This is a genomic window from Dactylosporangium vinaceum (assembly GCF_019904175.1).
GTDB classification, from domain to species: Bacteria; Actinomycetota; Actinomycetes; order Mycobacteriales; family Micromonosporaceae; genus Dactylosporangium; species Dactylosporangium vinaceum.
Map to the genome: position 1 here is coordinate 1,473,917 of NZ_CP061913.1, position 16,266 is coordinate 1,490,182.

Below are 16,266 nucleotides of genomic sequence, written 5' to 3' on the forward strand. Positions count from 1 at the left end.
GTGTATGACCCGGGCGAGGATGCCACGCCCTCACGAAGTTGCAGCCGCGAAACGAGACCCGCGACTGCTTCGAGCCGTCAAGGAGCAGCAGGGCGACGGAGCCTGGCGTATCCGCGGCGCGTGCCAGACAGTGGACCCAGAGACGTTCTTCCCGGCTCCGACGGAGCCGGCGGACGCCGCGGTGGCCCTGTGCCGTACATGCGATGTCCAGGGAGCCTGCCTCGCGTGGGCGCTCGACGTCGGTGACTGCCACGGTGTGTGGGGAGCCACAACACCGCGTGAGCGGCGTGCGATGCTCGTCGCATGGCGCAGCGAGGGGCAGGGGCCGACGGGGATACCCGGACAGAGCGACCCACGGTTCGGCGCGGTCGCGTGCCTACCGATCCTGCCGTTGCAGCGACAGGAGCGCCCCGACCCGGTCGGGGCGGGGGTGCAGTAGCAGCGAAGGCCGCCGCCCGTCCCCGGACGGGCGGCGGCCGCTCGGTCGCCACACCCTTCGGGCCCGCGCGCTACCAGCTCGAGGTGCCCGACAACTTCGGCGGGACGCTGCTCATGCTCGGCCACGGCGCCGGCGGTGACGTCGACGCGCCCGACCTGCAGGCCGTGCGGGCCGCCGTCCTGCCCCGCGGGATCGCCGTCGCGCTCGTCACCCAGCCCTACCGGGTGGCCGGCCGCCGGGCCCCCGCACCAGCCGTGCAGCTCGACGCCGCGTGGCTGGCCGTCGTCGCCCGGCTGCGCAAGAACCTCGCCTTCACCGCGCTCGTCGTCGGCGGCCGCTCAAGCGGTGCCCGGGTCGCCTGCCGGACCGCCGTCGCGGCCGGGGCCGACCGGGTCCTGGCCCTCGCCTTCCCGCTGCACCCGCCCGGCAAGCCCGACCGGTCCCGGGCCGACGAGCTGCTGACCGGCGTGCCCACTCTCGTCGTCAACGGCGACCGGGATGCCTTCGGGGTGCCGCGGGAGTCTGAGGCGGTACACGTGAAAAAGCTTGTAGGGGAGACCCATGCGCTCTCCAAACGCCCCGCAGGGGTGGCGGAGGCGGCCCTGGAGTTCGTCACCGGTCTCTAGGCTCGGTCGTTGGTGGCGATGTGACCGAGTGCATCGGGTCACACTGCCACAACTCCCAGGCCCTTCCTGTTCCGGCGGCCGGTCCGGTCCCAAAGTGGACCGGTCGCCGGGGCAGGCCGGAATGACGGGACACCCCCCGGCGTTACACCGACCGTGCGGCGCTCACGATGGCGCCGACGGCGGAGGGAAACCCAGAGCGTGGCAACACTTGAGCGTGACGACCTGAGGATTCGCGAGCTCCTGTTCAGCCCCGAGTGGCCGGCCAAGACCGACGCGGAGCCCGACTCGGCGTGGCAGCCGATCGCCCGCGAACAATTGACGGGCGCCACTAACACCGATCTCGCTCAGCAACTCGGCGTATCCTCGACCGGACGTGTCTCGCGCGAAGCGCGGGGACGCTCCAGGGTGGGGGTCGCACGAGTGGTCAGCAGCGAGAGCGCGGAGCAGCAGCGGGTCCGGTTCGAGCATGACGCGCTGCCCTTCATCGACCAGCTGTACGCCGCCGCGCTGCGCATGACGCGCAACCCGTCCGACGCCGAGGACCTCGTGCAGGAGACGTTCCTGAAGGCGTACGCGGCGTTCCACCAGTTCGAGACGGGCACCAACCTCAAGGCGTGGCTGTACCGCATCCTGACGAACACGTACATCAACTCGTACCGCCGCCGGCAGCGCCAGCCGATCCAGGCGCCGACCGAGGAGATCACCGACTGGCAGCTCGCCGAGGCGGAGTCGCACACGTCGAGCGGCCTGCGCTCGGCCGAGACCGAGGCCCTCGACCGCCTGCCGGACTCCGACGTCAAGGAGGCCCTGCAGTCGCTGCCCGAGGAGTTCCGCCTCGCGGTCTACCTCGCCGACGTCGAGGGCTTCTCGTACAAGGAGATCGCCGACATCATGAACACGCCGATCGGCACCGTGATGTCCCGTCTGCACCGCGGACGGCGCAACCTGCGCAAGCAGCTGGAGACGTATGCCGCGGACCGGGGCTTCACCCGCAACCCGTCCGCTGAGCCGAGCGAGGTCTGAAATCCGATGAGCTGTGGAGACCCGCACGAGACCGACTGCAGCGACGTGCTTGCCGAGGTGTACCTCTACCTGGACCTGGAGTGCGCGGACGACCGCCGCACCCTGATCCGCGACCACCTCGACGAGTGCTCGCCGTGCCTGCGCGAGTTCGGCATCGAGCAGGAGGTGAAAGCTCTGGTGGCCCGCTGCTGCGGCTCCGAGCTGGCCCCCGCCGACCTCAAGAACCGCCTGCGCGCGAAGCTGTCGGAGCTGGTCCTGAACGCCGACTCGCGCGAGCTGCGCACGGACTAGCACGCCGCCGGCCGCCGGCTCGCCCGGCGTAGGATGACGCGGGATAACGTAGGGTGATGCTCGCGTCGCTGTGGGGAGCGTAAGATCGTCCCATTTGGATGGGCGGGCTAGGATAAGGTTTGGAACAGCGCGCGACCGCCGGCTCCACGCCCTCTCTCGCACCCGCTGAGGTGGAGGCGTAGGACTCCGACCCGCCGCTCCCGCGGATATGCTGCGAACGCAACGATGCAGCCACGAGGGAGCCCGGAATGTCCGACGAGATCCGCGCCGAGATGGTCGCCAACGTCTGGAAGATCACGACCGAGGTCGGAGCCGAGGTCGCCGAGGGAGACACCCTGGTGATCCTGGAGTCCATGAAGATGGAGATCCCGGTGACCGCGGAGTCGGACGGCACGGTCAGCCAGATCGCCGTCAACGAGGGCGACGTAGTCCAGGAGGGCGACCTCATCGCCGTCATCGGCTGAGGGGGCGGTCCACATCGGGTGGTGGTGAGCGGACCGGCGTTCGCCCACCCGCCCGGGCGCGGCGTTGCCCGCCACTCGGGACGCCGAGCCGATCAGATCCCGACCGGGCGCCACGGCGGTGACGCAACGCGGCGGCCCATGGCGCTGACCGGCCTCTGCGCTCGGCCCGCGACTTCGGGCCGGGCGTGACGGCACTGTCGGCCCTTGCTGCTCTGTCGGTCCTCGCCGCTTCGGTGGGTCGCCGCTTCGGTGGGTCGGCGCTTCGGTAGTGGCTCATGGTTCGACGAGGTTGGAGGCCGGGTGGCGCTGCAGGTCCGGTTGATCACGGCCGCTGACTATGACGACGTCGCCCGGATCACCGTTGAGGCGTATCGGGCCGACGGGCAGCTGCAGGTGTCGCCCGAATACGCCACGGTGCTCGCCGATGTCGCCGGCCGGGCCGCGGCCGCGGACATCCTGGTCGCCGAGGACGGCGGGGTGCTGGTGGGGGCGGTGGCGTTCACGCTGGCCGGTGGCGAGTACGCCGAGGTCGCGCGGGATGGCGAGGCGGAGTTCCGGACCCTGGCTGTCGATCCCGCGGCTCAGCGGCGAGGGGTAGCTCAGGCGCTGGTGCAGGCGTGTGTCGAGCGGGCGGTCGGGCTCGGCTGCCGGGCGGTGGTGATCGGGGTCCGGCATACCAATTCGGGGGCTTTTGCGCTATATGAGCGGCTTGGGTTCGAGCGGGACGCCTCGCTCGACTGGTCGCCGGCGCCGAGGGTCAACTTGCTTGGGCTTCGCCTTCGGCTTTGACCCACCCCCGGGCGGCCGCGAGCCTGGACGCGCCTGGACGCGCCTGGACGCGCCTGGACGCGCCTGGACGCGCCGACCGTCGGGCCTCAGCCTACGCCAGCTGATCGGATAAAATGCGATTTGTCCGGATTTTGGAAACTTAAACGGATAAATCGGTCAACAGCAAAGCGGTACGTCGTGGCGGGCGAAGGCGGGGCGCGCTCAGTGCGCCCTGGGTGACGGGTCGCCCGCGGCGTGGTCGTCGGCGCTTGTCAGCAGCTCCAACGCCACCTCCAAAGCGGCCGCCCGGCGCTCGTCCGCAGTGCCGGGGCGTTCGCGCAGCATGAACCAGCTCGCGTGGATCGAGAACAGCGCCATCGTCCGGCGCAGTTGCTGGGCCAGGGGCTCGTCCGGGTCGGTCAGGAACTCGACGACCCGGCCCATCTGCTCGCGCATGCGCTTGCCGGCGGCCAGGGTGTTGACGAGCGTCTGGTTGCGCTCGAAGAAGCGGATCACGTTCTCGTGCGCGAACTCGTTGTGCAGCACCGAGTAGCGCTCCAGGAACTTCATCCTCGTCCCCGTGTCGCGCGGCTGGTTGGCGGCCCACTCCAGGAGTTCGTCGACGGCCTCGATGCGGCGTTCGATGAGGCTGGAGACGATGTCGTCCTTGGTGGGGAAGTGGTAGTACAGCGCCGCCTTCGTCACGCCCAGCTTGTCGGCGATCTCGCGCAGCGACGTCTTGTCGTACCCCTCCTCGATGAACAGGTCCAGCGCGACCCGCTGGATCTCGGCGCGGGCGTCCGCTCCCGCGGACTCGCCGGACCCGATGCGGTTTCGTCCGCGTACGACCTTTGGCTCCATCGCAACCATCCTACTTGACGATCGGCTAGTAATCAGCTTACCGTGCGGCTAGTAAGCAAAACTAGCCGGTCGACAGGTAAGTTCGGGGGCAACGAGAAATGTCCGAAACGTCAGACCGCAGCCAGCTGAAGGTCGTCCTTCCCGGGCTGCTCATGGCCATGCTGCTGGCCATGCTCGACAACGTGATCGTGGGTACCGCGATGCCCCGCATCGTCGGCGACCTCGGCGGCGTGGATCACCTCTCGTGGGTGGTCACCGCCTACGTGCTCGGCACGACGGTCTCCACCCCGCTCTGGGGCAAGCTCGGCGACCTCTACGGCCGCAAGACCGTCTTCATGACCTCGATCGTGCTGTTCCTGATCGGCTCGGCGCTGTGCGGGTTCGCGCAGAACATGCCCGAGCTCATCGGGTTCCGGGCATTCCAGGGGCTCGGCGCCGGCGGTCTGATGGTCGGGGCGATGTCGGTCCTCGGTGAGCTGGTGCCGCCGCGGGAGCGGGGCAAGTACCAGGGGCAGTTCGCCGCCGTCATGGCCGTGGCGATGGTCGCCGGGCCGCTCGTCGGCGGCTTCATCACCGACCACGCGGACTGGCGCTGGGCGTTCTTCGTGAACCTGCCGCTCGGCGGGCTGGCGCTGGCCCTGCTGGCGCTGCGGCTGCACCTGCCCAAGCGGCGCACCGAGCACCGGATCGACTGGCTGGGGGCGGCTCTGCTCTCGATAGGTGTGACGGCGCTGGTGCTCATCACGACCTGGGGCGGCACACAGTACCCGTGGAGCTCCGCCGAGATCCGGGGGCTCGCGGTCGCCGCCGTCCTGACGCTCGCCGGCTTCGTGTTCGTCGAGCGGCGCCACCCCGAGCCGATCGTCCCGCTCTCGATCTTCAAGAACCGCAACTTCACGCTCGTGGCGCTCGTCGGCTTCCTCGTGGGCTTCGCGATGTTCGGCGCGATCACCTTCCTGCCGCTGTACCAGCAGATCGTCCAGGGCGCCTCGGCGACCAACTCCGGCCTGCTCCTGCTGCCGATGATGGCCGGGCTGCTGCTCACCTCGCTGGTGGTCGGCCGGGCGATCACGAAGACCGGGCGCTACCGCATGTTCCCGGTCATCGGCGGCGTCGTCATGGTCGGCGGGATGCTGCTGCTGGCCCAGCTCGACGCGCACACCTCCAAGCTCGCCTCGGGCGCCTACATGGCGGTGCTGGGCCTGGGCATGGGCTTCCTGATGCAGACCACGATGCTCATCGCGCAGAACAGTGTCGAGATCAAGGACCTCGGCGTGGCCAGCAGCACCGCCACGTTCGCCCGGTCCATCGGCGGCGCGTTCGGTGTCGCGGCCTTCGGGGCGATCTTCAACCACCGGCTGCACGCGCTGCTCGGTGAGCGCCTCGGCACCGCCGCCGCGGGCCGGCTCACCAGCGGCAGCGGCGGGGGTGCCCGGATCGACCCGACGACCCTGGCGCAGCTGCCGGCGCCGGTGCGCACCGCGGTGGTCGACGCGATCGCCGGCGCGACCTCCGGCGTGTTCCTGTGGTCGGTCGCCGCGGCTGCTCTGGTGCCGGTCCTCGCCTTCTTCATCAAGGAGGTGGCCCTGCGCGGCGGCCCGCCGGCGGCCGAGCAGCCCGCCGAGAACACGCTGGTTGCGCAGGAAGGCTAGTTTCGCGCACGAACTGCGCAAAGTTTCCCCGAAACTGGCAATCGGTGCGCGAAACTGCCATGCTGTGAGCAGTTACGCGCACCGATTGCGCAGTTGAAAGGGATGGGGATCATGACCGGCGCTGGGATGAAAGCCGACATCGCCGAACAGCCGGAGGTGTTCGCTCGCCTGCTCGACGAGCGCGCCGCCCAGATCGCCGAGGTTGCCGCCAGGATCGTCGAGTGGAAGCCGCGCAGCGTGGTGTTCACCGCGCGCGGCACGTCCGACCACGCGGCCCTGTATGCGGCCTACCTCACCGAGATCCGCCTCGGCCTCCCCGTGGGCCTGGCCAGCCCGTCGGCGGTGACCGTGTACGGCGCCCGCCCCGACCTGCGCGACACGCTCGTCGTCGGCGTCAGCCAGAGCGGCGGCTCGCCCGACCTGCACGAGGTGCTGCGGGTCGCACGCGAGCAGGGTGCGCACACCCTGGCCGTGACCAACAACGCCGAGAGCCCGCTGGCCCGGGCGGCCGAGCTGCACATCGACGTGGCGGCCGGGCACGAGGTGGCGGTGGCGGCCACGAAGACGTACACCGCGGAGCTCCTGGCCCTGCTCATGCTCGTCGAGAGCGTCCGCGGCGGCGGCACCCTGCCGGCCGGCGAGCTGGCCGCGCTGCGCGAGCTGCCGGGCCACGCCGCGTCCGTGCTGGCCGACGACACCGTTGTCGACCTCGCCGCGCGGTACCGCTTCGCCGACCGCCTGGTCACCACCGGCCGCGGCTACGCCTACCCGACCGCCCGCGAGACGGCGCTCAAGCTCATGGAGACCTGCTACCTGGCCGGTCTGGCGTTCTCCGGCGCCGATCTGCTGCACGGCCCCCTGGCCATGGCCGACCCGGACGTCCCGGTGCTGGCCGTCGTCGGCAGCGGCCCGGCCGGGCAGTCGATGCGCGACGTGGTCGCCCGCCTCGGCGAGCGCCGCGCGGACACTGTCGTGTTCGGCCCGGCCGCGGTCGAGGGCGCCTCCGGCTGGGTCCGCACCCCGGACGTCGACGAGCGCTACGCCCCGCTGCTGGACATCCTGCCGCTCCAGCGCCTGGCGCTCTCCCTGGCGCTGCTGCGCGGCGAAGACCCGGACGCCCCCCGCGGCCTCAAGAAGGTGACGTCGACGCTCTGACCGCGTCGGTCACCGGGACGACCGCGGGCTTGCCCTCGGCCAGCTCCTTGGTCGTGAACGTCAGCGCCGGGCGGCCGCCGACCGAGATCTGGTAGGCCGCCCGGCCCCCGGACGCGTTGCGCAGCTCGAAGGCGAAGTTGCAGTCGAACCCGGTGCCGTCCGAAGCCAGCACGCCGCCGGCGAGCGTGGCCGCGGCGATCGTGCGGCCCTGGTCGTCGGCGATGCGCACGTTGCCGCCCTCGTGGATGTCCGGGGCGGACGGCGGGGCCAGACAGGCGGTGCCTGTCACTCCCGCGGACGCGCCGGGCACGCTGACGTACCCGTGCAGCAGGAAACCGTCGGGCTTCGCGGTCTCGTCGTGGCGGCTCGCCCAGCCGCAACCACCCAGCGAGGAGACCAGCGCAAAGACCGGCAACGAACTCAGGAGCAGGGGAACCGCCAAACGCCGCACCCGGCAACCTTAGTCTTAACGGCGTGTCCACCCTGCGCGACCTCGTCGAGGAACACACGAGCCTCGAGCCCGATGACATCGAGCACCTGCACCGGCTCGCCGGTGACTGGCAGATCGTGTCCGACCTCAGCTTCGCCGACCTGCTCATGTGGGTGCCGATCGAGGTGCGCGGCGAGTACATCTGCGTGGCCCAGGTGCGCCCCACGACGGCCGGCACCGCCTACCAGGACGACCAGGTCGGCCGGATCGCCGGCGGGCCCGAGGTGGCCCACCTGGCCATCGTGCGCCAGCAGGGGCGGATCTGGCGGGAGGGCGACCCGGTCTGGTACGGCGACATGCCCGCCCGGCACGAGGCGATCCCGGTCCGCCGCCCGGGCCAGGCCAAGGTCATCGCCGTGGTCGGCCGGGACACCAACCTGAGCACCGCCCGCACCCCGGCCCAGCTGGAGCTCAACTACCTCACCACGGCCGACGACCTGGCCCAGATGATCGCCGACGGCAGCTGGCCGCCGCCGCGGCACCCGGGTGAGACGACGAGCGCCCCGCGGATCGGTGACGGGCTGGTCCGCCTCGACGCCAGCGGGAAGGTGACATACGCCAGCCCCAACGCGCAGTCGGCGTACCGGCGGCTGGGGCTCGCCGCCCACCTGGTGGGCGAGAGCCTGGCCGAGACCACGGGCCGGCTCGTCGACGACCCCCTGGAGGGGGCCGACGCGACCGACCGCATCCAGCAGGCGCTGCACGGGGAGGCCCCGGCCCGCAAGGAGCTGGAGGCCCGGGGCGCGACGGTGCTCATGCGGGCGCTGCCGCTGATGCCGGCCGGCGTGCCCATCGGGGCGCTGGTGCTGGTCCGGGACATCACCGAGGTCCGGCGGCGGGACCGGCAGCTGATGACCAAGGACGCCACCATCCGCGAGATCCACCACCGGGTCAAGAACAACCTGCAGACCGTGGCCGCGCTGCTGCGGCTGCAGGCCCGGCGGGTCGGGGTCCCGGCCGCCCGGCATGCGCTGGAGGAGTCGGTACGGCGAGTGGCGTCGATCGCCCTGGTGCACGAGACGCTGTCCATGTCGTCGGAGGTCTCCGACGAGGCGGTGGAGTTCGACGGGATCGTCGACCGGGTCGCCGCGGCCGCCGTCGAGGTCGGCGCGGCCGGGTTCAGCGTCGCCGTGCGCCGCGAGGGCGACTTCGGGGTGCTCCAGGCCGAGATCGCCACCCCGCTCGTCATGGTCCTCAACGAGCTGCTGCAGAATGCCGTCGAGCACGCCTTCGAGCCGGTCGCCCCGGACGCGCCCGAGGTCGTCGTCTCGGTCCACCGGTTCCGCAAGCAGCTGCACGTCACCGTGGCCGACAACGGCTGCGGGCTGCCGGAGGGCTTCGATCTGGACAGCAGCGAGCGGCTCGGGCTGCAGATCGTGCGGACCCTGGCGACGGGGGAGCTGCGCGGCACGATCGAGCTGCGGCGGCGGGCCGGGGGCGGCACCGAGGCGGTCATGGTGGTACCGCTGGCCAAGCGGTAAACCAACCGGAGTGTGGGACGGGATCGGGTCACGCGGCGCGACAGCGCGCAACAGTGACCCTTAATTCCTATCGCCTGAGTGTTATTCCGGTTACGCGTTTGTCAAATCGCGTTGAGAGAACCCTCACGCGGACGTGGCGTAAGGACCGCTCTGCGTGGAAGACTATGGCCTATGCACGCTGCTTCTCTGCGGCTCGTCAGCCGCCGACACGTCGACTACGGTCGCGTGCGCAGCGCCATGTGTCCGGCTTGCTGAACGCCGCCCGCCGAACTTTTCCCGGGTGCGCGACTTCGCGCCGGAACATCTGATGACATCGACGTCATTCGTTTCCAGCTCCTGAGGGACCCTTCCCGAGGGGCCGGGAGCGACCGGCGCAAGGTTGCGTGCTCTCAATCTTGAGAGGACGCCGACATGTCGGTGAACGCTGTCCGCGGACGCGGTGCGAACGGTCGCCCGCGTGGTGAGGGGCAGTGGGCCCTGGGGCACCGCGAGCCGCTCAACCCGAATGAGCGCAGCAAGAAGGACGACAACCCGCTCAACGTGCGGGCCCGCATCGAGAACATCTACGCCCGCGGCGGCTTCGACTCGATCGACCCCGCCGACCTGCGTGGCCGGTTCCGCTGGTTCGGGCTCTACACCCAGCGCCGCCCCGGCATCGACGGCGGGCGCACCGCCGTGCTCGAGCCGGAGGAGCTCGACGACCGCTACTTCATGCTGCGCATCCGCAGCGACGGCGGCCAGCTCTCCCTCGAGCAGCTGCGCACGATCGCCTCGATCGCCCAGCGCTTCGCCCGCGACACCGCGGACGTCACCGACCGGCAGAACATCCAGCTGCACTGGATCGAGATCGAGAACGTCCCGACGATCTGGCAGGAGCTCGAGGCGGTCGGCCTGTCGACCACCGAGGCGTGTGGCGACACCCCGCGCGTCATCCTCGGCAGCCCGATCGCCGGCGTGGCCGAGAGCGAGGTGATCGACCCGACGGAGGCGATCACCGAGATCAACCAGCGCTTCGTCGGCGACCCGGAGCTCTCCAACCTGCCGCGCAAGTTCAAGACCTCCATCTCCTGGCTGGCCGACACGCCGTACGAGGCCAACGACGTCTCGTTCGTCGGCGTCATCCACCCGGAGCACGGCCCCGGCTTCGACCTCTGGGTCGGCGGCGGGCTGTCGACGAACCCGATGCTCGCGCAGCGCCTCGGCGTCTGGGTCCCGCTGCACGAGGTGCCCGAGGTGTGGCACGGCGTCATCCGGGTCTTCCGTGACTACGGCTACCGCCGGCTGCGCGCCCGGGCCCGGCTCAAGTTCCTGGTCGCCGACTGGGGCGTTGACCAGTTCCGCCAGATCCTGCAGAACGAGTACCTCGGCCGCCCCCTCATCGACGGCCCGGCCCCCGAGCTGCCGGAGAAGCCGGTGGACCACGTGGGTGTCCACAAGCAGTGGGACGGCCGTTACTACGTGGGCGCCGCCCCGATCGCCGGGCGCAGCTCCGGCACGCAGCTCGCGGGCGTGGCCGACCTGGCCGAGGCGCACGGCTCGGCGCGGATCCGCCTGACGCCGTACCAGAAGATCCTGATCCTGGATGTCGAGCAGGACCGGACCGAGTCGCTGGTGGAGGGGCTGCAGAAGATCGGGCTGGAGGCGCGGCCGTCGGCCTGGCGCCGCAGCACGATGGCGTGCACCGGCATCGAGTTCTGCAAGCTCGCGATCGTCGAGACCAAGGCCCGCGCCGCCGACCTCATCGCGCACCTCGAGAAGACGGTCGCCCACCTCGACGCCGACATCTCGATCCACCTCAACGGCTGCCCGAACGCCTGCGCCCGCACGCAGGTCGCGGACATCGGGCTCAAGGGCATGCTCGTGCGCGACGAGAGCGGCGACATGGTCGAGGGCTTCCAGATCCACCTCGGTGGCGGGCTCGGAATGGCCGCGGGGCAGACGGCCGGCTTCGGCCGGAAGCTGCGCGGCCTCAAGACGACCGCCGCGGACCTGCCCGACTACGTCGAGCGGATCACCAATCACTACCTGGCCGGGCGCGAGTCCGGCGAGTCCTTCGCCCGCTGGGTGATGCGCGCTCCCGAGGAGGAGCTGCGATGAGCGGCGGCGAGCGGATGGCGCCGCTGCACTGCCCGTACTGCGGCGAAGAGGACCTCCGGCCACACGAGGACGCGCACGGCGCATGGGAATGCCGCAGCTGCGCCCGCGTCTTCTCACTGAAATTCCTGGGACTGGCGGCGAACGCTTTGGAGGCGAAGCGATGAGCAGCACGACCGTTGCCCGAACCGCACAAGAATCCATCGAACTGGCTCGAGCCGCGTCGGCGCAGCTCGAAGGCCAGTCGGCCGAGAAGATCGTCGAGTGGGCCGCCGGCCAGTTCGGCGAGCGGTTCTGTGTGACAAGCTCGTTTGCCGACGCCGTGCTCGCACACGTCGTGTCGAAGGTCGTGCCGGGCGTGCCCGTCATCTTCCTCGACACCGGCCTGCACTTCGCCGAGACGCTGCGGGTGCGCGACGTCGTCCAGCGCACGCTGCCCGTGACCGTGCGCTCGATCCGGCCCCGGCAGACGGTCGCCGAGCAGGACGCCGAGTTCGGGCCGCGGCTGTACGCCCGCGAGCCCGACGAGTGCTGCTTCCTGCGCAAGGTCGAGCCGCTGGAGCGGGCCCTGCAGGACTACGACGCGTGGGCCGCCGGCCTGCGCCGGGACGAGTCCCCGAGCCGGGCCAACACCCCGGTCGTCGGCTTCGAGCGGGCCCGCGGCAAGTTCAAGGTCTCGCCGCTGGTGCTGTGGACGCAGGCCGACGTGGACAAGTACATCTCCCGCTACAACGTGCCGGTGAACGCGCTCATGCGGCAGGGGTACGCCTCGGTCGGCTGCTGGCCGTGCACCCGGCGGACGCCTCCGGGCGGCGACCCGCGCTCCGGCCGCTGGGCCGCGTTCGACAAGACCGAGTGCGGGCTGCACACGTCCGGATGACCGCGGTCCTCCTGGTGGCCCACGGGTCTTCGGACCCGCGGGCCGCCGCGGCCACCCGGGCGCTGGCGCGGGCGGTCGCGGCGCAGCGTCCCGGCCTGGACGTGCGCTGCGCGTTCCTCGACCACGCCGGGCCGCGCCCGGGCGAGCAGCTGGCTTCGTTCGCCGCGCTCGGGCACCGCGCGGCGACGGTCGTGCCGCTGCTGCTGACCAACGCCTACCACGGCCGGTTCGATTTGCCGGCTGCCCTCGACCAGGCGCGAGCCGACACCGACCTGGACATCACCGCCACCGAGGTGCTCGGGGCCGGCGCGCCCGCGCTGCTGCTCTCGGCGCTGCGCCGGCTGCTGCCGCCGGTCGACTACGACGGGGTGGTGCTGGCCGCCGCCGGCACTCGCGACGACACGGCCCGGCACTCCGTGGACGAGGCGGCCGCCGCGCTGGGGGCGACCCTGGCCGTGCCGTGCGCCGCGGCCTATGCGTCGGCCTCACCGATCACCGGCGCGGTCGCCGTGGCCGCGCTGCGGGCCCAGGGGTGCCGGCGGATCGCTGTCTCGTCCTACTTCCTGGCCCCCGGCAAGCTGCACGACATCGTGGTCGCCTCGGCGGTGCAGGCCGGCGCGCTCGAACCGGTCGCAGCGCCGCTCTGCGCCCACGTGGACGTCGCCCGGCTGGTCCTGGCCCGAATCGACGCGTTCGGGCCCGCACGGGCCGCCTAGACCGTCTAGTGGCACGTTGCGGTTACCGTTGACGGATGATGACATGCCCCAAGTGCCGCGGCGAGATGCGCCAGTTCGAGCGCAGCGGTGTCACCGTCGACCAGTGCCTCGAATGCCGTGGAATCTTTCTCGACCGCGGTGAGCTGGAGCGGCTGATCGACGCCGAGCAGGCCTGGCAGGGCCGGCAGACGTCACACGGTGGCCACCCGCAGCAGCCCTATCCGCAGCAGCCCTATCAGCAACCGTACCCGGCGCAGCACGGCGGATATGGCGGTTACGGTCATTACGGTCACCACAAGAAGCACAAGCGGCATCACCGTGAAAGCTTCTTCGGCGAGCTCTTCGACTGACGGCGAGTCGTCCGTCGGCAAACAACAACGCCCCGGCCTGTCGGCCGGGGCGTTCGTCGTCTAGATGCGTATGTGTGATTAAGGCTCAGGCAGAGTGAGCGCGGACCCGGAGGCCGCCGCGACGCTTCATGAGGCGACGCTCGTCTTCGCTCATTCCGCCCCAGACGCCTGCATCCTGACCGGAGTCGAGCGCCCACTGGAGGCACTCGGAGGTCACGGAGCAGCGCTGGCAGACCGCCTTCGCCTGCTCAACCTGCAGCAACGCCGGGCCGGAAGTCCCAATGGGGAAGAACAGCTCCGGGTCCTCGTCGCGGCAGAGGGCATGGTGGCGCCAGTCCGACATGGCGGCAACACTCCTTGTTCTTTTCGCGGATCGTTGTTAATGATTCCCGTTATGCATCTCATGTAACGGTTCGGCTAGGCGGAGCCTGAAGATCCGAAACATGTGTGCGGGCAACGCTCAGTGGTCGTTTCGCTTGTGAATGCTTTCACGAACTACCGCGATGTCAAGGGGTCCAAACCAAAAAAATCCAAGTCGGTGAGCAAGCTCACGCACTGTTTGTCCGATTTTATGGCGGCTGGTGACCCTGGATCGCAACAGTCAGTGACCAATGTAGTACGGCTTGGTCAACGACCGGAGGGCTTTCGGAGATGCGGTCGCGGTGTCTCTGTCGCGACTCTCTGCAACTTTCTCCCCCTTCGGTGGTTGATCGCCGGGGGTGACTCAACACACTACGCGTAACGCCCCCGGCACGGACGCGAAATCCAACTTGTCGACCTCGCCGAGGTACTCCCCGTCGACCTGATAGGCGATCGGTTTGGCGGCGGTCAGCGTGAAACCCGGCAGATCGTGCAGGCGCAGGACCTGCTTTCCTTTCGGCTCCCGGCGGGCGGACAGCAGCTGCGACACGGTGCGCGCCGTGCCGGCCACCGGCAACTCCCGGAGCCCGAGCGCATCGAGGCCCGTGTCGAACGAGGCGCGCGGATTCGGATTGACCGGCCGCTCACCGATGTACGTCCACGGTGCCGTGTTCTGTACCAGCATCCACGTTAGCCCGGTCGTGGCCGGTTCGCCCGGTAACTGGATCGTGAGTAGCGGCACGCGCCGATTGGTGACGGCGAACTGCGCCGAGAATGCGCGCAGATAGAGCAGGGGAGTGGACGTCGAACCCTTGTGCCGGAACTGATCGACCCGGCGCACGACCTCCGCGTCCAGGCCCAGCCCCGCACAAAAGGTGAAATAGCGGTCATCGGCGCGGCCGAGCCCGATCAGCCGCTCGCGGCGGTCCCGCAGCGCCTCGAGGATGGCGCCGGTCCCCTCGGCCCAGTCGCTGGGCAGTCCGAGCGCCCGGGCGAACACGTTGGTGGAGCCGCCCGGCACGACGGCGAGGGCCGGGCGCTCGTGGGCGCGGTCCGCGGCGGGCCCCTCGTCGAAGGTCATCAAGCCGTTGACGGCCTCGTTGACGGTGCCGTCGCCGCCGAGCGTGACGACGAGGTCCAGGCCCTCGCGGGCCGCGTCGCGGGCCAGGTCGGAGGCGTGACCGCGGCGCTGGGTGTAGGCGACATCGAGATCGACCTGGCTGCGCAGAGCCCGCACCAGGATGTCCCGCCCGCGTTCGGTGGTGGTCGTCGCGTTCGGGTTGACCACCAGGAGGGCTCGCACGCGCAGCACTGTACCCGCATCCGCGCGCGATAAGGTGGGACCCGCACAACCGGAGAACGGAAGGATGCGCAGGTGAGCGGGTCGCAAGCCCCTGAGCGGACCCCGGCGACCCTGCGCTGGGCGGTGCGTCTGCTGCTGGTGGAAGGCGCGGGCCTGGCCGCGGTGACGCTGTGGCTGATCTACCTGGACCTCACGTCGGACGCCGCCTCGGTGCCGGGGGCCGTCTCGGTGACGGTGTACCTCGCGCTCATGACCGTGTGCTTCCTGGGCGTCGGGCTCGCGCTGCAGCGCCGGCGCCGATGGGCCCGGGGCCCGGGCATCGTGGTGTCGATGCTGCAGATGCCGATCGGCCTCACGATGATGCAGACCGGGTCGGTGTACCTCGGCGCGCCCCTCTTCGTCCTCGGCCTGATCGGCGCCGTGCTCCTGTTCGCGCCCTCGACGCGCATCGCTCTCGGTGTTCGTTAGATAGACGGCGGTGCTCCCGGCGCTCGCCGGGCGGACATCGCCTGCGCACCTGGTACAGCGTTTCGTGTCGCACAGATGGTCCGTTATCTCTGTGTGACGGGTCCGCAATCGGTTTCGGTGCTCTACGCTCGGTGGTCGTGACGGTCGCTCCCGCATATCAGGTCCTAGCCGAGCGCATCCGCGACGACATCATGTCGGGTGTGCTGCGCCCTGGGGAGCGTCTGCCCACCGAACCGCAGCTCTGTGAGCAGTCGGGCCTGAGCCGCTCGACCGTCCGCGAGGCGCTGCGCCTGCTCAGCAGCCAGCACCTGATCGTCACCATGCGCGGGGTCAACGGCGGCAGCTTCGTCGCCGAGCCCGACGCGAGCGCCCTCGGCGCGACGCTCTCCGACGGCGTCGGCCTGCTGCTGGCCAGCGGCGCGGTGACCGGCGACGACTTCCTCGAGGTCCGGCGGATGCTGGAGGTGCCGGCCGCGGGCCTGGCCGCCGCCCGCCGCGAGGCCCACCACCTGGCCGAGCTCGAGCGGGCGATGTTCGACCCGGAGCACGACGACCTGGCCCGGCGCATCGAGGCGCACGCGGCGTTCCATCTGACGATCGCCGCGGCCAGCGGCAACTCGCTGCTCAGCCTGGTCGTCCGCCCGCTCTACAGCCTGGCCAACCGCGACGCCGTCGAGCGGGCCGCCCGCCCGCCGTTCTGGCACGCCGTCGACCGCGACCACCGGGCGCTGCTCGGGGCGATCCGGGCGCAGGACGTGGCGCGGGCGATGGAGCTGGCCCGGCAGCACATCGACAACATCCGCCCGGCCGAGCACATGAACGTCGTGGCCGGGGTCTGACCGGCC

Annotated in this window: 20 protein-coding genes; 16 read left to right on the top strand and 4 right to left on the bottom strand. The window is 70.6% G+C overall.

All coding sequences use genetic code 11. From position 1 onward, the window contains the following. Positions 1-4 precede the first annotated feature (4 nt). The 6 genes from Dvina_RS06380 (at position 5) to Dvina_RS06405 (ending at position 3,632) form a co-directional block, all read left to right on the top strand. Positions 5-439: a WhiB family transcriptional regulator gene (locus tag Dvina_RS06380; RefSeq protein WP_223101416.1), complete on the top strand. Its 435-nt coding sequence runs from the start codon at positions 5-7 to the stop codon at positions 437-439. Between the two features lie 83 nt (positions 440-522). Next, positions 523-1,065, top strand: coding sequence for an alpha/beta hydrolase family protein (locus Dvina_RS06385; protein WP_223101417.1), 543 nt, complete (start codon positions 523-525; stop codon positions 1,063-1,065). Between the two features lie 153 nt (positions 1,066-1,218). Continuing rightward, a complete protein-coding gene (locus Dvina_RS06390) occupies positions 1,219-2,088 on the top strand; it encodes a sigma-70 family RNA polymerase sigma factor (protein WP_271189081.1) in 870 nt (289 codons plus the stop codon). Positions 2,089-2,094: 6 nt separating this feature from the next. Then, positions 2,095-2,379 (top strand): mycothiol system anti-sigma-R factor, encoded by a 285-nt coding sequence (gene rsrA, locus Dvina_RS06395; RefSeq protein ID WP_223101419.1) that lies wholly within the window; start codon positions 2,095-2,097, stop codon positions 2,377-2,379. A gap of 248 nt (positions 2,380-2,627) precedes the next feature. Then, positions 2,628-2,843 (top strand): biotin/lipoyl-binding carrier protein, encoded by a 216-nt coding sequence (locus Dvina_RS06400; RefSeq protein WP_223101420.1) that lies wholly within the window; start codon positions 2,628-2,630, stop codon positions 2,841-2,843. 300 nt (positions 2,844-3,143) lie between these two features. Next, on the top strand, positions 3,144-3,632 hold the full coding sequence (locus Dvina_RS06405) for a GNAT family N-acetyltransferase (protein WP_223101421.1): 489 nt from the start codon (positions 3,144-3,146) through the stop codon (positions 3,630-3,632). A 201-nt stretch (positions 3,633-3,833) separates the two neighbouring features. Here Dvina_RS06405 and Dvina_RS06410 read toward each other — a convergent pair whose 3' ends face one another. Beyond that, on the bottom strand, positions 3,834-4,472 hold the full coding sequence (locus tag Dvina_RS06410; RefSeq protein ID WP_223101422.1) for a TetR/AcrR family transcriptional regulator: 639 nt from the start codon (positions 4,470-4,472) through the stop codon (positions 3,834-3,836). Between the two features lie 98 nt (positions 4,473-4,570). On the opposite strand from Dvina_RS06410, the gene Dvina_RS06415 reads away from it, so the two are divergent. Both Dvina_RS06415 and Dvina_RS06420 read left to right on the top strand, forming a co-directional pair. After that, positions 4,571-6,124, top strand: a complete 1,554-nt coding sequence (locus Dvina_RS06415; RefSeq protein WP_223101423.1) for an MDR family MFS transporter — start codon at positions 4,571-4,573, stop codon at positions 6,122-6,124. A gap of 126 nt (positions 6,125-6,250) precedes the next feature. Further along, a complete protein-coding gene (locus Dvina_RS06420) occupies positions 6,251-7,279 on the top strand; it encodes an SIS domain-containing protein (protein ID WP_223105365.1) in 1,029 nt (342 codons plus the stop codon). Here Dvina_RS06420 and Dvina_RS06425 read toward each other — a convergent pair. Continuing rightward, entirely contained in the window at positions 7,254-7,730 is a 477-nt protein-coding gene (locus Dvina_RS06425; protein WP_223101424.1) for a hypothetical protein, read from the bottom strand. The genes Dvina_RS06420 and Dvina_RS06425 overlap by 26 nt on opposite strands. A 23-nt stretch (positions 7,731-7,753) precedes the next feature. Here Dvina_RS06425 and Dvina_RS06430 point away from each other — a divergent pair, with 23 nt between their 5' ends. From Dvina_RS06430 to Dvina_RS06455, 6 genes are all read left to right on the top strand, one after another. Continuing rightward, a complete protein-coding gene (locus tag Dvina_RS06430; protein ID WP_223101425.1) occupies positions 7,754-9,250 on the top strand; it encodes a sensor histidine kinase in 1,497 nt (498 codons plus the stop codon). A 411-nt stretch (positions 9,251-9,661) separates the two neighbouring features. Next, positions 9,662-11,347 carry a nitrite/sulfite reductase gene (locus Dvina_RS06435; RefSeq protein WP_223101426.1) on the top strand — a complete coding sequence of 562 codons (1,686 nt, stop codon included), beginning with the start codon at positions 9,662-9,664 and terminating at the stop codon, positions 11,345-11,347. Next, the gene (locus Dvina_RS06440) at positions 11,344-11,511 is read left to right on the top strand and encodes a hypothetical protein (RefSeq protein WP_223101427.1); all 168 of its coding nucleotides are present in this window, start codon (positions 11,344-11,346) and stop codon (positions 11,509-11,511) included. The genes Dvina_RS06435 and Dvina_RS06440 overlap by 4 nt, the downstream gene beginning before the upstream one ends. Beyond that, positions 11,508-12,224 (top strand): phosphoadenylyl-sulfate reductase, encoded by a 717-nt coding sequence (locus tag Dvina_RS06445; protein WP_223101428.1) that lies wholly within the window; start codon positions 11,508-11,510, stop codon positions 12,222-12,224. Before Dvina_RS06440 ends, Dvina_RS06445 begins: the two co-directional genes overlap by 4 nt. After that, positions 12,221-12,940 carry a sirohydrochlorin chelatase gene (locus tag Dvina_RS06450; protein ID WP_223101429.1) on the top strand — a complete coding sequence of 240 codons (720 nt, stop codon included), beginning with the start codon at positions 12,221-12,223 and terminating at the stop codon, positions 12,938-12,940. Before Dvina_RS06445 ends, Dvina_RS06450 begins: the two co-directional genes overlap by 4 nt. A 35-nt stretch (positions 12,941-12,975) precedes the next feature. Then, a complete protein-coding gene (locus Dvina_RS06455) occupies positions 12,976-13,290 on the top strand; it encodes a TFIIB-type zinc ribbon-containing protein (protein ID WP_223101430.1) in 315 nt (104 codons plus the stop codon). 85 nt (positions 13,291-13,375) lie between these two features. On the opposite strand, the gene Dvina_RS06460 is transcribed toward Dvina_RS06455, so the two are convergent. Next, a complete protein-coding gene (locus Dvina_RS06460; protein WP_190257048.1) occupies positions 13,376-13,633 on the bottom strand; it encodes a WhiB family transcriptional regulator in 258 nt (85 codons plus the stop codon). Between the two features lie 381 nt (positions 13,634-14,014). Next, positions 14,015-14,953, bottom strand: a complete 939-nt coding sequence (locus Dvina_RS06465) for a diacylglycerol/lipid kinase family protein (protein ID WP_223101431.1) — start codon at positions 14,951-14,953, stop codon at positions 14,015-14,017. Positions 14,954-15,025: 72 nt separating this feature from the next. Here Dvina_RS06465 and Dvina_RS54045 point away from each other — a divergent pair, with 72 nt between their 5' ends. After that, positions 15,026-15,421, top strand: a complete 396-nt coding sequence (locus Dvina_RS54045) for a hypothetical protein (RefSeq protein WP_246656069.1) — start codon at positions 15,026-15,028, stop codon at positions 15,419-15,421. Between the two features lie 137 nt (positions 15,422-15,558). Continuing rightward, positions 15,559-16,260, top strand: coding sequence for a FadR/GntR family transcriptional regulator (locus Dvina_RS06470; protein WP_246656070.1), 702 nt, complete (start codon positions 15,559-15,561; stop codon positions 16,258-16,260). The last annotated feature ends 6 nt before the right edge of the window (positions 16,261-16,266 follow it).